Genomic DNA, 15,483 nt, shown 5'->3' on the forward strand with positions numbered 1-15,483 from the left:
TTAAAGATGCGACAGCCATTGCGGCAGCCAATGCGGCAGCTGGGAAATCAGGAACAGCAGCAAGCCGATCAGGCCGCCGACGATGGTGCCGTTGATGCGTATCCATTGCAGGTCCTTGCCGATGTTCAGCTCGATCTGCTGCGCCATTTCCTGGCTGTTCCAGTTTTTGACCGTATCGCTGATATGGCGGGTCAGGAAATCGGCAAAATCGGGCGCCATGTTCTTTGCCGCTTCCTCCAGATGCTGGTTGACCGACTGCTGGAATGCCGGATCGTCCGCCAGCGTCTTTCCCAGCCAATGGCCGGCGGCGGCGATGTTCCGGTGCAGCAGCGAGTCGCTGCGGCGCAGGTCTTCCTTTAGCCATGTGCGCAGCGATCCCCACAGGTTTTTCAGATAGAGATACAGCGTAGGGTCGTTGAGCAGGTAGGTTTTGATCTGTTCGCCTTTGGCGATGAATTCCGGATCGTCCTTGAGCTGTTCGATGAAGTGCCTGGTAAAGGCGTCGAACCTGCCGCGCAAGGGATGGTTTTTATCGCCGCTGATCTCCGCAATCAGGTGGCTTACTGCGTTGACGGCAATGTCCGCGCCTTGCCGGCCTATCCATTCGGATGGCAGGACTTTCTCTTTCAAAGGATGGTCCTGCTTGAGCCAGATCACGATCTCGCCGGCGATCAGTTCTTGCGTATCAGGGTTTGCCAGCAAGCCGGCGCATTGCGCCAGCGCTTCGTCCAGCAAAGCCTGGTGGCGGCCGTCCTTGGTCAGCTGGTCGAGAATCACGCCGGCCGATTGCGACAGGTCAATTTTTGCCAGCGCCACGTGCAGCGCCCTTGTCATGAAACGCTGTACCGGAGCATCCTCGATGAAGTCCAGAATGCGCTCAGCCTCCCTCAGCAGATGGCGGCCGAAGTTTTCGGTATTGCCGGGGGCGGTCAGCCAGGCGGAGAGCAGCTTGGCCGGGTCGTGCTTGCGGATCAGGCCGGCGATCGATTCGACGTCGAAGAATTTATCCTTGACGAACAGCGCCAGGTTGTCCGCGATCTTGTCTTTGTTTTTGGGGATGATGGCGGTATGGCGCGACAGCAGAGGAATCGGCACGCGCCGGAACAGGGCGTGCACCGCAAACCAGTCAGCCAGCGCGCCCACCATCGCCGCTTCTGAAACGGCCTTGACCAGGTCGGGCCAGAAGCCGCCGGGCAGCAGCAAGGTGACGATAAATACGATGCTGGCAGCGGCCAGGAACAGCATCGCGATATTCTTTGATCTCTCCAGTTCCCGCCGTTTGTCCGTCATGGCTGCTGACCTGTCATATCCGGATTACTGCATCGCATCCTCAGCCCTGGCAGACCGGCGCGGCGCCGCTCTTGAACGTGCTGACGTTGGCGGCGATGGCGTTGACCGCATCGGCCACCGTCTTTTGCACGCCCAGCACCAGGGCATCGATGCCGGCGGCGACCGGTTCCGAGACGGTCAGCTGGCAGGCGCTGGTCTTGGCATTGTCCGAACGGGTGATGCTCCAGCCATAGGTGGCTTGCACCTTATCACCCGGAGCCGCATCGAATTGGCGCAGTTCGATGGCGATCCGGTAGACCGGCTGGTCGGTCGGCCTGCCGCTGCGGCTGACGTCGGTCGCGCCCAGGCGGTTGGCGAGACCGCTGGCGAGCGCGTCGCGCAATTCGTTGTTGAAGGGCGAAGACCAGCGTTCCTGCTCCAGGATGTCGACCCGGGTGCCGGCATTGGCGCCGCTGCTGCGCATCACCAGCTGCGGCCGCGCCAGGCGCTCCGGCAGGGCGATCGGCGACACTTCGATAAACAGGCGCGCATTCTGCGTCTGCACCGGCACCGCCGGCGCCGACAGAGTATAGAAGCGCGTCGGGCTGGAGGCGCAGCCGGTTAGGGCCAGCACCGTTGCCAGGGTAAAGAGGGCGCCGCGCCGGCGGCTTGCTGTGGTCTTGGTCGATATCATTTGTTGCTTTCCTCTTGCTTGCCGCGGATCAGTGATTCCGGATGGCGTTCCAGGTAATCGGTCAGGATGCGCACCGAAGCGGCCGAGCGTGTCAGTTCCTGCAGGGTCTGGCGGATATCCTGCTGCAGCGGCGAATTGTCGGACAGGGTGCGGTCGGCGTTGTCCAGCGTCTTGCGCACGTCTTTCATCGCCGCCATGATTTCCGGCGCAACATCGTTGTTCAGGCTCTTGGTCAGTTGCTCGGCATTGAGCAGGGTACGGTTCATGGTGCCGATGGTCTTCTGCAGGTCGGCGGCGATCTGGTCGAAAGGCACCTTGCTCAGTTTTTTGGCGATCTCGGCGATCTGCGACTGGATTTCATCCAGGCTGTTCGGGATGGTCGGCAACACAATGACGGAAGTCGAGGTGTCGATTTTCACCGGCGGCGCTTTCGGGAAAAAGTCGAGCGCGATATACAGCTGGCCGGTCAGCAGGTTGCCGGTCCGCAGCTGTCCGCGCAAGCCGCGGCTGACCATGTATTCCAGCCGCTGCTTGGCGGTATAGGTGGAATGACGCTCATCCTCGGCATACTTGCGCCCCAGCCGCTCCGGATAGATCTGCACAGCGACCGGCATCTGGAATTCGCGCAGCTTGGCGTCGTACTCGATGCCTATCGATTTGACTTCGCCCAGCACCACGCCGCGGAAATCGACCGTGGTGCCTGGCGTCAGGCCGCGCAGCGACTGGTTGAAATACATGACCACGGTTTCCGACGGCCCGTCCGGCTCTTTCAGGGCGGCTTCTTCATCCGGCGCCAGGTTGAAGGTGGTGTTTTCCTTGGCTTTCATGCCCAGCTCGTCATCCGGCGACTGGAAGGCGATGCCGCCCAGCACCACGGTCGCCAGCGATTGCGTGCGCAGCTTGAAGCCGCTGGCGTTGATCTGCATGTCGAAGCCGCTGGCGTGCCAGAAACGGGTATTGACGCCGATGAACTTGTCGTACGGCGCATCGACGAAAATGCGCAGCGTCACGCCTTTGCCGTCTTCGTCCAGGTCGTAAGCGGCCAGCTGGCCGACCTTGATGCGGCGGAAATAGATCGGCGAGCCGATATCCAGCGAGCCGATATCGGTGGCGTGCAGCATGTATTGCTTGCCGCTGGCGTCGAGCCTGACGATAGGCTGCACTTCCAGGCCGGTGAACTCGTCCTTTTTATCCTTGGAAGTGCCGGCGTCGGCGCCGATATAGGCGCCCGACAGCAGGGTGCCCAGCCCGGAAACGCCGGAAGCCGCGACCCGTGGGCGCACTACCCAGAAGCGGGTGTCGGCGGCGGTGAAGCTTTCCGCTTCCTTCGACAGCTGGACGTTGGCCAGCACGTGCGAGCGGTCCTTGCTGAGGGTGATGGTCTGCACCAGGCCGATGTCGACGTCCTTGTACTTGACCTTGGTCTTGCCGGCTTCCAGGCCTTCGGCGGTGCGGAAGGTGATGGTGATCGACGGCCCGCGTTCGACCAGGATCTTGACCACCAGCGTCAGGCCGACCACGGCGGCGACGATGGGAATCAGCCAGATCAGCGACGGCAGCCAGTCGCGCTTGCGGCTTAGCTTCGGCTCGGGCAGGGGCGGCAGCGCGCTGTGCGGGGTGTTTTCATCACTCATCTTATGCTTTCACTTTTTTGCTTTCTTATTTGCTTACTTATTTGCTGATTCTCTTGCTTCGTTTTCGTTTTTTGCTCACGCATGCTCATGACGGTCCGCATGGCTGTCCCAGGTGAGGCGCGGATCGAAGCTGAGCGCGGCCAGCATGGTCAGCACCACCACCGAGGCGAACGCCACCACGCCGAAGCCGGCAGTGATCTTGGCGAAACCTTCAATCTGCACCAGCCCCGCCAGCAGCGACACCACGAACACGTCCAGCATCGACCAGCGGCCGATGATTTCCACCAGCCGGTACAGTTTCGCCCGCTGCAGGCGGCGCCAGCGGCTCTGTTTTTGCGCCGTCGCCGTCAGCAGGATCAGCGACGCCAGCTTGAACAGCGGCACCAGGAAACTGGCGATGAAAATGATGGCGGCCAGCTCCCAGGAACCGGAGACCCAGAAATAGATGACGCCGCTCATGATGGTGTCCTGCTGCACGCCCAGCAAAGTCTTGGTGACCATCACCGGCATCAGATTGGCCGGAATGTACATGATGCAGGCGGCGATCAGCAGCGCCCAGCTGCGCATGATGCTATGCGGCTTGCGCAGGTGCAGCGCGGTGCCGCAGTGCTGGCAGTCTTCATGCTCGCCCACGTCCTGCCACACCGTGCCGCAATGGTGGCAAGACATCATGCCGTGGCTGGCGGCGGTATGCACCGCCAGGTCTTCGTCACCGGCGACGATGATCGGATTGTCGGCATAGTCGACATTGTCGGCGCTGCTCATGGCGATCCTTGCTGGCTGCCGTCGGCAAGCGCCATCTGCCAGAAGCGGCGTGGATTGAAGGAGACCACCGCCGTCAGCAGCACGGTCAGCGCGCCAAAGGCCCAGAGCGCCACGCCGGGGATCACGGTCGCCATGTTCGATAGCTTGACCACCGCCACCAGCACCCCCAGCAGGAATACTTCCACCATGCCCCAGGGCCGCAGGTTTTGCATGGCGTGCACCAGCCAGCGGAAGCCGGGCGGACTGCGCTCCGAGTCGCCCTGATTACGCAGCGCCAGCAGCAGGTACAGCAAAAACAGCAGTTGCAGCAGCGGGAACAGGATGGTGGTCGCCAGCACCAGCATGGCCACCAGCGACATGCCCTCGGCGTTCAGCGACAGCACCGCGCCGAACAGGGTGGTCTGGCTGCGCAGGCCTTGCAGCTCGATTTCGACGATCGGAAAGCAGTTGGCGATGAAAAACATGATCAGGCTGGCCACGGTCAGCGGCAAGATGCGTTCACGCTGGCGGCCGTCGTCGCGCTCCAGCTCGGCGCCGCAGCGCGGACAATGGGCTATCTCGCCGCGGCGCAGCTGCACCTTGCGGTAGAGGGCATCGCATCCTTCGCAGGCAATCAGGTCTGGGACTTCGCGCATTGATAGTCTTAAATTTGAGTAGATGAGATTCTAGCAATAAATCCCTTCAGACACCGGGCAGAGTGTTGAAAACGCCGGATTAATCCCTATTTACGAGGCAGGGAGCGGTTTGCGCCAGCCGCCGTCATACGTATATTTTCGAATAATCGTAAAATGACAGCTGCGCCGGACAATGTTAAACCACATATTATTTGCAGGCATGTCATTTATGCAATGACATGCCTTTTATTCACTTTGAATCTATCTGATGAGCACCACTAATAATAAAGGCAATCTACCTGCCGCCTCAGTCAATCAACCGCTGGAGTATGTGACCTCGTGCGCGCTGCCGACGCCATGGGCGACTTTCCAGCTGCACGCATTCATCGAACACAGCACCGGCAAAGAACATCTGGCCCTGACCCTGGGCCAGGTCAACGACGGCGCACCGGTGCTGGCGCGCGTCCATTCCGAGTGCCTGACCGGCGATGCGCTGTTCAGCCAGCGCTGCGATTGCGGCGCCCAGCTCGAAGGAGCTCTGCAAAAAATCGCCGCGGAAGGGCGCGGCACCATCTTGTACCTGCGCCAGGAAGGTCGCGGCATCGGGCTGATCAACAAGATCCGCGCCTATCATTTGCAAGATAGCGGCGCCGATACGGTGGAAGCCAACCAGCAACTGGGCTTTGCGGCGGACTTGCGCGACTACAGCCTGTGCGAAACCATGCTGGAGCACCTGGACATCACCGCGCTGCGGCTGATGACCAACAATCCGCGCAAGGTCGCGGCGCTGCAAAAAATAGGGATCAACGTGGTCGAACGGATTCCGCTGATACTCAACCGTAATCCTTTCAATACGAAATACCTGGATACCAAAGCCGCCAAGCTCGGGCATCTGCTGCCGGTCGACGGCCTGGAGCGTGATCTCGACGAAAACGAGCTGTAATCTCGCAGACCGGGTTGTGCTGCGACAAACCGGTCTGCGGGCAGGGAATCAATGCCGGCTGTTCCCTACGTGCTTGGCGTTGATCACGGCATCGGTCACATTGGCCGGCGCTTCGGCGTAGTGCTTGAACTCCATCGTGTAAGTGGCGCGGCCCTGGGTCAGCGAACGCAGCGTGGTGGAGTAGCCGAACATTTCGGCCAGCGGCACTTCGGCGCGCACGATCTTGCCGACCCCGCCCGGGATGTCGTCCATGCTCTGGATCATGCCGCGCCGCGACGACAGGTCGCCGATGACGTCGCCCATTTTTTCTTCCGGCGTTTCCACCTCGACCGCCATCATCGGTTCCAGCAAGGCCGGGCTGGCCTGGCGGCAGCCATCCTTGAACGCCATCGAGGCCGCCATGCGATAGGCGTTCTCGTTGGAATCGACATCGTGCGAAGAGCCGAAGAACAGGGTGACCTTGACGTCCACTACCGGATAGCCGGCCAGCACGCCGGTAGCCAGGGTCTCGCGTACGCCTTTTTCCACCGCCGGTATATATTCGCGCGGCACGGTGCCGCCCTTGATGGCGTCGACGAATTCAAAGCCTTTGCCGGGCGCTTGCGGCTCGATCTTGATCACCACGTGGCCGTACTGGCCGCGGCCGCCCGATTGCTTGATGAACTTGCCTTCGCTGGATTCGCATACCTTGCGGATGGTTTCGCGGAATGCCACTTGCGGCTTGCCGACCGAGGCGTCGACGCCGAACTCGCGGCGCATCCGTTCCACCAGCACTTCCAGATGCAACTCGCCCATGCCGGAAATGATGGTCTGGCCGGATTCCTCGTCGGTCTTGACGCGGAACGACGGGTCCTCTTCGGCCAGGCGGCTCAGCGCCACGCCCATTTTTTCCTGGTCGGCCTTGGTTTTCGGCTCTACCGCCTGGGAGATCACGGTATCTGGAAAGATCATTTTTTCCAGGGTGATGATGCTGCCGGGATCGCACAGGGTATCGCCGGTGCTGGCTTCCTTGAGGCCGACCGCTGCTGCGATGTCGCCGGCGTACACCTCGCTGATTTCGGTACGGTGATTGGCATGCATCTGCAGCACGCGGCCTATCCTTTCCTTCTTCCCCTTGTTCGGGATGAAGACCGAATCGCCCGACACCAGCACCCCGGAATACACGCGGAAGTAGCTCAGATGGCCGACGAAGGGGTCGGTCATGATCTTGAAGGTGAGGGCGGAGAACTTCTCGTCGTCGCTGGCGCGCCGCTCAACCACCAGGTCGTCGTCATCGTGTCCCTTGACCGGCGGGATGTCCGTCGGCGCCGGCAGGAAGTCGATCACGGCGTCCAGCAAGGCTTGCACGCCGCGGTTCTTGAAGGCGCTGCCGCACAGCATGGGCACGATTTCACCGGCGATCGTGCGCTGCCGCAAGGCCGCCTTGATTTCATCCTCACTGATGTCTTCGCCTTCCAGGTATTTTTGCATCATGGCGTCGCTGGCGTCGGCCGCCGCCTCTATCATGCGGCCGCGCCACTCTTTCGCGCTTGCCTGCAGCGCCGCGGGGATGTCGATGTACTCGAACTTGACGCCCTGGGTGGCGTCGTCCCACATGATCGCCTTCATCTTGATCAGGTCGACCACGCCATGGAAATTTTCCTCGGCGCCGACCGGGATCTGCACCAGCACCGGGTTGCCCTTGAGGCGTTCGCTGATCTGCTGGTGCACGCGGAAGAAATCGGCGCCGACCCGGTCCATCTTGTTGACGAACGCCAGCCGCGGCACGCCGTACTTGTTGGCCTGGCGCCAGACTGTTTCGGATTGCGGCTGGACGCCGCCGACCGCGTCGTACACCATGCAGGCGCCGTCCAGCACCCGCATCGAGCGCTCGACTTCAATCGTGAAATCGACGTGGCCCGGGGTGTCGATGATGTTGATGCGGTGGATGGGATAATTGCCTGCCATGCCCTGCCAGAAGCAGGTGGTGGCGGCCGAGGTGATCGTGATGCCGCGTTCCTGCTCCTGCTCCATCCAGTCCATGGTGGCGGTGCCGTCGTGCACCTCGCCGATCTTGTGGCTGACGCCGGAATAAAACAGGATGCGCTCGGTAGTGGTGGTCTTGCCGGCGTCGATGTGGGCGCTGATGCCGATGTTGCGGTAGCGCTCGATGGGGGTTTTGCGGCTCATGACGATTTCCTCTGTGAGAAATTATGATGATCAGGACATTTTGCAGCGGCTGTGACGTCAGAGCTTACCCGTTTTTTTGATTATCGGTAGGGTGGGCACATTGTGCCCACCCTACGGCATTACCGTCGCACGCCCCCGTTTTCCTCTCCCGGTGGTATGCTTAACGGCTTAACGGCAAGTGAATCCGTCCACCTAAAACGCTTATTTCATCCCGCCCTCTATGAACTCCCGAACCTTCTCCCAAACGACTGCCGCGCCACGCATCGAGCTGCTGCGCGATGCCATGAAGCGCCACAATGTCGATGCCTGCCTGATCCCGTCGGCCGATCCGCATCTGTCCGAGTACCTGCCGGGGCGCTGGAAGGGCCGGGAATGGCTGTCGGGATTCACCGGCTCGGTCGCCAACCTGATCATTACCGCCGATTTCGCCGGCCTCTGGGCTGACAGCCGTTACTGGTCGCAGGCCGAAGCCGAGCTGGCCGGCACCGAAATCGTCCTGATGAAAACGCCCACCGGCAGCAGCCTGCTGCACCTGGACTGGCTGTCGAACAACCTGGCGGCCGGCCAGACGCTGGCGGTCGACGCCGCGGTGCTGGGCCTGGCGACGGCGCGCGCGCTGGAACAGGCTTTGGCCAAGGGCGGCAGCAAGCTGCGCACCGATCTCGACGTCCTCGGCGATATCTGGAGCGAACGGCCGGGCTTGCCCATGGCCGAAATCTACCAGCACGATGCTGCCCATGCACCGCTCACGCGCGCCGCCAAGCTGGCCAACCTGCGCCAGGCCATGCAGCAGCAGGGCGCCGGCTGGCATTTCATTTCGACCCTGGACGATATCGCCTACCTGTTCAACCTGCGCGGCGCCGACGTCAATTTCAACCCGGTATTCCTGGCCCACGCACTGATTGGGCCGCAGCAAACCACGCTATTCGTCGCCGATGGCAAAGTGCCAGAGGCCTTGCGCGAACTGCTCGGCCAGGATGGCGTCGTGCTGGCGCCGTATGCGCAAGCCGCCGAGGTTTTGGCCGCATTGCCGGCCGATGCCGTCCTGCTGCTCGATCCGCGCCGCGTCACGCTGGGATTGCGCCAGGCGATTGCCGCCACCGTCAAGGTGGTGGAGGCGATCAACCCGACCACCTTCGCCAAGTCGCGCAAGAGCGCGGAGGAAGTCGCGCATGTACGCGCCGCCATGGAGCAGGACGGCGCCGCCTTGTGCGAATTCTTCAGCTGGCTGGATCAGGCGATCGCCAAACGCGAGCAGGAAGCCGTGACCGAACTGATGGTCGATACCCATATCACCGCTGCGCGGGCGCGCCGTCCCGGTTTTGTCAGCCCGAGCTTCGCAACGATTGCCGGCTTTAACGCCAACGGCGCCATGCCGCACTACAAGGCGACTGCCGAATCGCACGCTACCATCAGCGGCGAGGGCTTGCTGCTGATCGATTCCGGCGGCCAGTATGTCGGCGGCACCACCGACATCACCCGCATGGTGCCGGTCGGCCAGCCTTCAGCCGCGCAAAAGCGCGACTGCACGCTGGTGCTGAAGGGGGTGATTGCCTTGTCTTCGGCGCAGTTCCCGCGCTCGCTCAAATCGCCGATGCTGGATGCCATCGCCCGCGCGCCGATCTGGGCCGCCGGCATCGACTACGGTCATGGCACCGGCCATGGGGTTGGCTATTTCCTCAACGTCCATGAAGGTCCGCAAGTGATTTCCAACAGCGCGGCGCCGGAAGCGCATACCGCCATGGAAGCGGGCATGATCACTTCGATCGAGCCGGGCATCTATCGTCCCGGCCGCTGGGGCGTGCGGATTGAAAACCTGGTGCTGAACCAGGAAGCCGAGAGCACCGAGTTCGGCGACTACCTGCGCTTCGAGACGCTGACCTTGTGTCCTATCGATACCCGCTGCCTCGACGCCAGCCTGTTGCGCAGCGACGAGATAGCCTGGCTCAACGCTTATCACGCCGAAGTACGTACGCGCCTGTCGCCGCATGTGCGGGGCGACGCCAAGCAGTGGCTGGAAGAGCGTACCCAGCCTTTGTAAAGCCGAGTGATCAGTAATGCGGCGGCCGCTCGTTGGCGGCCTGGCTCGCATTACTGTTGTCGGCGGCATCCTTGATACGCTGCGCCAGCGCGGCGCACAGCGTTTCCAGCTGGTCTATCTTCAATTGCTGGCGATATACCAGCTTGTTCAGCTCATCCAGCAGGTCGTCCTGGCGCGTCAGCTTGATTTCGATGTCGACCATGCGTTCTTCTTGATTCATAGCGTTTCCTATAGCGTTTCCTTGATTTTTGCAGCGCAGATGGTAGCGCAATAGCGCCCGCCATATCTGAACATATCTGAATATTCGATCCGGGAATCCGTTCCGGGCGGGCGGAAAACCGCAAGCCGGACGGCGCCAATTCCGGGTTTCCGCACAATAGCCGCTTGTCGGTTATTGCTCTTGTAAAAAAATACCCAACAAATCAATGGCTTGGCGTTTATGGCCAGGCTGGCACGAACCCTGCAATGGCTTATGCAAAAATAGTATCCACAGGAGACAAACATGCCCGACCAGACCGCTTTGCCCGCCGTGCTCGAGCCGACCTGGCCCTAGGCCGTAAATTCCCCCTTTGCTAGTTGTGCCTTCTGAATGGCATGATGTAACTTGTGCATGAGTTCAAGATGCCGCAAGAAGGTCGTTGCCAGGATTGTACAAAAAACATTAAAACCAGGAGATAACCATGTCCGTGCTTCATCCTTCCGATCCTGCCGCCGCCGCGGATACCCGCAAGCGCATTTTCGCCATTGTTGGCGCTTCCTCCGGCAACCTGGTGGAATGGTTCGATTTCTACATCTATTCATTCTGCGCGATCTATTTTGCGCCGATGTTTTTCCCCAGCAGCAATCCGACCACGCAGCTCGCCAACAGCGCCGCCATCTTCGCTGTCGGCTTTTTCATGCGGCCTATCGGCGGCTGGCTGTTCGGCCGCATCGCCGACAAGCATGGCCGCCGCACCGCCATGATGATTTCGGTGCTGATGATGTGCGGCGGCTCGCTGATGATCGCCTGCCTGCCGACTTACTCCAGCATCGGCATCGCTGCGCCCTTGCTGCTGTTGCTGGCGCGCCTGTTCCAGGGTCTGTCTGTCGGCGGTGAATACGGCACCAGCGCTACCTATATGAGCGAAGTCGCGCTGGAAGGGCGGCGCGGCTTCTTTGCCTCGTTCCAGTACGTGACGCTGATTGGCGGCCAGCTGCTGGCGGTGCTGGCGCTGGTGATCCTGCAGCAGCTGCTGACCTCGGAACAATTGCATGCCTGGGGCTGGCGCATTCCCTTCGTGCTGGGTGCGATGGCGGCATTGGTTGCGCTGTACCTGCGCAAATCGCTGAGCGAAACGTCGACCGCCGAGACGCGCAAGAACAAGGATGCCGGCACCCTGGCAGGCTTGATGAAGCATAAGCGGGCTTTTCTGACGGTGGTTGGCTTTACCGCCGGCGGTTCGCTGATTTTCTACACCTTCACCACCTATATGCAGAAGTACCTGGTGAACACCGCCGGCATGAGCGCCAAGACCGCCAGCACGGTGATGACCGCCGCGCTGTTCGTCTACATGCTGATGCAGCCTTTGTTCGGCATGCTCTCCGACAAGATCGGCCGCCGCACCTCGATGCTCTGGTTCGGCGCCCTGGCCACGGTCGCCACCGTGCCTATCCTGCATGCGCTGAAAGACGTCACCAATCCGTATGCGGCGTTCGGGCTGGTGATCCTGGCGCTGTCCATCGTCAGCTTCTATACCTCCATCAGCGGCCTGATCAAGGCGGAAATGTTCCCGGCGGAAGTGCGCGCGCTGGGCGTCGGCCTGTCGTATGCGGTCGGCAATGCCCTGTTCGGCGGCACCGCGGAATATGTGGCGCTGGAGCTGAAGGGGATGGGTTCCGAGTCCGTTTTCTACTGGTACGTATCGGTCATGTGCGCGATCGCCTTCATCGTCGCCTACAAAATGCGCGACCCGAGCAAGGAAGGCTATCTCAAGGACGTGCAGCTGGAAACCCGCAAATTTGCGCCGGACGGCGCGGCTGCGAGCCGTTGAAGAGGCAGCGGCGACGGCTTTGCAGGCGCCGTCGCCATTGCCCGTCATGATTGATTTGCGAATGCCGCCATGAAATCGAGAAAGCAGCTGTTGTTGCCGGCGCTGGCGCTGATTGCGGCGCTGGCCGTGCTGGCCGCCACCTACGTGCTGGCGGCCAGGAAAGCCAGCAGCGATATCGGCGAAGCCAGCGAACGCCAGCTGCAGATCATCGCGCTGGACCTGGAATCAGTGCTGCAGAAATTCGAGACCTTGCCGTTCGCGCTGGGTTTTCAGTCGGACGTCCTGCAGGCGCTGGCGCAGCCTGACGACCGGCAGAACATCCAGCGCCTCAACCAGGCGCTGCAACTGATACAGCGGCAGTCGAAAGTGGTGGCGATCTTCATGCTGGACCGCAAGGGCATGACGCTGGCTTCCAGCAACTGGGACAGCAGCGTCAGCTTTGTCGGCAGGGATTTCGGCTTCCGTCCCTATTTCCGGGAGGCGATCAAAGGCAATCCCGGACGCTTCTACGGCATCGGCAACGCTACCAACGTTCCCGGTTACTTTATCGCACAGCCGATCTACGCCAGCGCTGCGGATTACGGCGCCAATGCGGTGCTGGGCGTGATGGCGATCAAGATCGACTTGACCGAGTTCGAGCATACCTGGCGCAGCAGCGAAGAGCCGATCACGCTGGTCGACAGCAGCGGCGTCGTGTTCCTCAGCAACCGGCCGGCGTGGAAGTATCACAGCCTGTATTCGCTGGACGGCCAGGTGCAGCAGAATCTCGCCGGCACCCACCAGTATGCCGACCAGGCCATCACGCCGGTGAGCTCCCTGCCGAAACAGCAAAGGACCGAGTTCGGCCAGCACGTCACGCGCAATATCGGCAGTCTCGGCTGGCAGCTGATGCTGTTTCCCTCGCAAGCGCGGATCGCCCGCATCGCCATGCTGTGGACCCTGGCAGCGGCGTTGCTGCTGGCGATTGCGGCGATTTCCCTGTGGGCTTTCTACCAGCGCCGGCGGCGCCTGGAAGAGCGCCTGACCTCGGCGGAATACCTGGACCGCACCATTGCCCAAAGAACCCAGGAGCTGATGGTGGCGAATCAAACTTTGGAGGCGAAGTACGCCAAGCTGAAGGAAACCGAGCATCTGCTGCGTTCGACCCAGAACAAGCTGATCCAGGCCGGCAAGCTGGCGATGCTGGGGCAGATGGCGGCCGGCATCGCGCACGAGCTGAACCAGCCGCTGGCGGCGATCCGCGCCTTTGCCGACAACGCCATCACCTTCCTGTCGCGCGAGCAGCGCGACAAGGCCACGGAAAACCTCGGCCACATCAGCAACGCCAGCGCCCGCATGGGCAAGATCGTCGGCCAGCTCAACGGCTTTTCCAGGAAAAGCCATGAAGCGGTGGCGGCGATCGACCTGTCGAAATCGATAGAGGCTGCCGCGCTCTTGCTGGGCAACGAATTCCAGACCCACGGGACCGAGCTGCGCATCGATATCCGCGACCAGGCTCAGGTGGTGGGCGATTCGGTGCGCACCGAGCAGGTGCTGATCAACCTGTTGCGCAATGCGCTGGACGCGGTCGATAATGCCGGGCAAAAAATCGTCTCGCTGGTGCTGGAACGCGATGCCGGCGAGGCCGTGATCCGCATCCGCGATTCCGGGCCGGGCATTCCGGCACAGGTCGCCCTGCATCTGTTCGAGCCGTTCTTTACCACCAAGCCTTCCGGCAAGGGACTCGGCCTGGGCCTGGCGATTTCATCCTCCATCGTGCAGGCGATGAACGGCCGCCTGACGGCCAACAATCACAGCGAGGGCGGCGCCGAATTCGTGCTGCGCATACCCTTGCTGGAATCAGTAGAAAAAGCGATGGAAACATGATGGAAATGCAGGCGGCAGCATTGGAAGCGGTACTGATCGAGGACGAGCAGTCGGTGCGCGAAGCGATTGCGCAGACGCTGGAGCTGGGCGGCTTCACCGTGCACGCCTGCGGCAGCGTGGAGCAGGCGCAGGCATGGCTGACGCCGGGATTTGCCGGCGTCATCGTCACCGATGTGCGCTTGCCCGGCCGTTCCGGCCTGGAATTGCTGACCCAGGTAGCAACGCTGGATCCGGACTTGCCGGTCATCGTGGTGACCGGCCACGGCGACGTCAGCATGGCGGTCGAGGCGATGCGCGCCGGCGCCTACGATTTCATCGAGAAGCCGTTCGGCGCCGAGCGCTTGCTGGAAACCGCGCACCGGGCGCAGGAAAAACGCAGCCTGATCCTGGAGAACCGGCGGCTCAAGGCGGCCTGGGTGGCGCATCCCGACATGCCCAGCCTGATCGGGCAGTCGGCGGCGATCGAGCGGGTCCGCACCATGATCCGCAGCGTCGGCCCGACCATGGTCGATATCCTGATCAACGGCCAGACCGGCAGCGGCAAGGAAGTGGTGGCGCGCCAGCTGCACCTGGCCAGCGGCCGCCAGGGGCCGTTTGTGGCCATCAATTGCGGCGCCTTGCCGGAAGCCGTCTTTGAGAGCGAGATTTTCGGCCACGAAGCAGGGGCTTTCACCAGCGCCCAGAAACGCCGCATCGGCAAGCTGGAGTATGCCAAGGGCGGCACCGTCTTCCTCGACGAGATCGAATCCATGCCGCTGGCCCTGCAAGTCAAGCTGCTGCGCGTGCTGCAGGAGCGCAGGCTGGAGCGGCTGGGCGGCAACGAGGCGATCGCCATCGATTGCCGCATCATCGCCGCCAGCAAGGCCAACCTGCTGCAGATGAGCGCCCAGGGCAGCTTCCGCGAAGACCTGTATTACCGCATCGGCGTGGTCAGCATCGACTTGCCGCGCCTGAACGAGCGGCGTGACGATATCCCTTTGTTGCTGGCGCACTTTATCCAGGGCGCGGCGCTACGCTATCAGCGGCCGCTGCCGCAGTGGAGCCTGGCGCAGATGGCGCAATGGCAAACCCGCGACTGGCCCGGCAATGTGCGCGAGTTGCGCAATTTCGCCGATCGCCTGGTGCTGGGGGTGGCGGAAGGCGTGGCCGATCCGATCCCGGGCGGCAGCGCCGGCTTGCCGCCGGGTGCCTCGCTGCCGCAGCAGCTGGAAGTATATGAGCGTATGCTGATCGTCGAGATGCTGGAAGCCAGCGGCGGCAACGTCGCCAGCGCCGCCGACCGCCTCGGCCTGCCGAAGAAGACTCTGTATGACAAGATCAAGAAATACCAGCTGTCGGTGGGGAAAAACTGAGCGTTCATGGCAAATGTCATGTCGTCCGGTTAACTGTGTAGAATCTGTCAAGCCTGTCAAGTGTTACAAAACAATATTATGCTGGACAAGCGCGGCTGAATCTTTA

The 15,483-nt window shown here is 61.8% G+C and carries 12 protein-coding genes; 5 read left to right on the forward strand and 7 right to left on the reverse strand.

The features are described 5' to 3' along the window. The 5 genes from AC07V8_RS20065 to AC07V8_RS20085 all read right to left on the reverse strand — a co-directional run bounded on the left by AC07V8_RS20065 (position 1) and on the right by AC07V8_RS20085 (position 4,997). The gene (locus AC07V8_RS20065; protein WP_494679934.1) at positions 1-1,290 is read right to left on the reverse strand and encodes a DUF445 domain-containing protein; all 1,290 of its coding nucleotides are present in this window, start codon (positions 1,288-1,290) and stop codon (positions 1-3) included. Between the two features lie 40 nt (positions 1,291-1,330). Continuing rightward, complete coding sequence (locus AC07V8_RS20070) at positions 1,331-1,963, reverse strand: PqiC family protein (protein ID WP_494679933.1); 633 nt, start codon at positions 1,961-1,963, stop codon at positions 1,331-1,333. Next, a complete protein-coding gene (locus AC07V8_RS20075; RefSeq protein ID WP_494679932.1) occupies positions 1,960-3,597 on the reverse strand; it encodes a PqiB family protein in 1,638 nt (545 codons plus the stop codon). The genes AC07V8_RS20070 and AC07V8_RS20075 overlap by 4 nt, the downstream gene beginning before the upstream one ends. Before the next feature lie 75 nt (positions 3,598-3,672). Beyond that, positions 3,673-4,362, reverse strand: a complete 690-nt coding sequence (locus AC07V8_RS20080) for a paraquat-inducible protein A (protein ID WP_494679931.1) — start codon at positions 4,360-4,362, stop codon at positions 3,673-3,675. Continuing rightward, positions 4,359-4,997 (reverse strand): paraquat-inducible protein A, encoded by a 639-nt coding sequence (locus AC07V8_RS20085; RefSeq protein WP_494679930.1) that lies wholly within the window; start codon positions 4,995-4,997, stop codon positions 4,359-4,361. The genes AC07V8_RS20080 and AC07V8_RS20085 overlap by 4 nt, the downstream gene beginning before the upstream one ends. Positions 4,998-5,244: 247 nt before the next feature. Between AC07V8_RS20085 and ribA the strand changes: the two genes are divergently transcribed. After that, positions 5,245-5,919: a GTP cyclohydrolase II gene (gene ribA, locus AC07V8_RS20090; RefSeq protein WP_494679929.1), complete on the forward strand. Its 675-nt coding sequence runs from the start codon at positions 5,245-5,247 to the stop codon at positions 5,917-5,919. A 48-nt stretch (positions 5,920-5,967) separates the two neighbouring features. On the opposite strand, the gene fusA is transcribed toward ribA, so the two are convergent. Then, positions 5,968-8,088, reverse strand: coding sequence for an elongation factor G (gene fusA, locus AC07V8_RS20095; protein ID WP_494679928.1), 2,121 nt, complete (start codon positions 8,086-8,088; stop codon positions 5,968-5,970). Between the two features lie 220 nt (positions 8,089-8,308). Here fusA and AC07V8_RS20100 point away from each other — a divergent pair, with 220 nt between their 5' ends. Beyond that, a complete protein-coding gene (locus AC07V8_RS20100) occupies positions 8,309-10,129 on the forward strand; it encodes an aminopeptidase P family protein (RefSeq protein WP_494679927.1) in 1,821 nt (606 codons plus the stop codon). Positions 10,130-10,139: 10 nt separating this feature from the next. Here the strand turns inward: AC07V8_RS20100 and AC07V8_RS20105 are convergent, their stop codons facing one another. Next, complete coding sequence (locus AC07V8_RS20105; RefSeq protein WP_494679926.1) at positions 10,140-10,349, reverse strand: SlyX family protein; 210 nt, start codon at positions 10,347-10,349, stop codon at positions 10,140-10,142. Positions 10,350-10,809: 460 nt separating this feature from the next. Here AC07V8_RS20105 and AC07V8_RS20110 point away from each other — a divergent pair, with 460 nt between their 5' ends. From AC07V8_RS20110 to AC07V8_RS20120, 3 genes are all read left to right on the forward strand, one after another. Further along, positions 10,810-12,159, forward strand: coding sequence for an MFS family transporter (locus AC07V8_RS20110; protein WP_494679925.1), 1,350 nt, complete (start codon positions 10,810-10,812; stop codon positions 12,157-12,159). Positions 12,160-12,228: 69 nt separating this feature from the next. After that, a complete protein-coding gene (locus tag AC07V8_RS20115) occupies positions 12,229-14,025 on the forward strand; it encodes a sensor histidine kinase (protein WP_494679924.1) in 1,797 nt (598 codons plus the stop codon). Beyond that, entirely contained in the window at positions 14,025-15,377 is a 1,353-nt protein-coding gene (locus tag AC07V8_RS20120) for a sigma-54-dependent transcriptional regulator (protein ID WP_494679955.1), read from the forward strand. The genes AC07V8_RS20115 and AC07V8_RS20120 overlap by 1 nt, the downstream gene beginning before the upstream one ends. Positions 15,378-15,483: the final 106 nt, after the last annotated feature.

It is taken from the genome of Collimonas sp. GW821-FHT02H07, assembly GCF_059421505.1.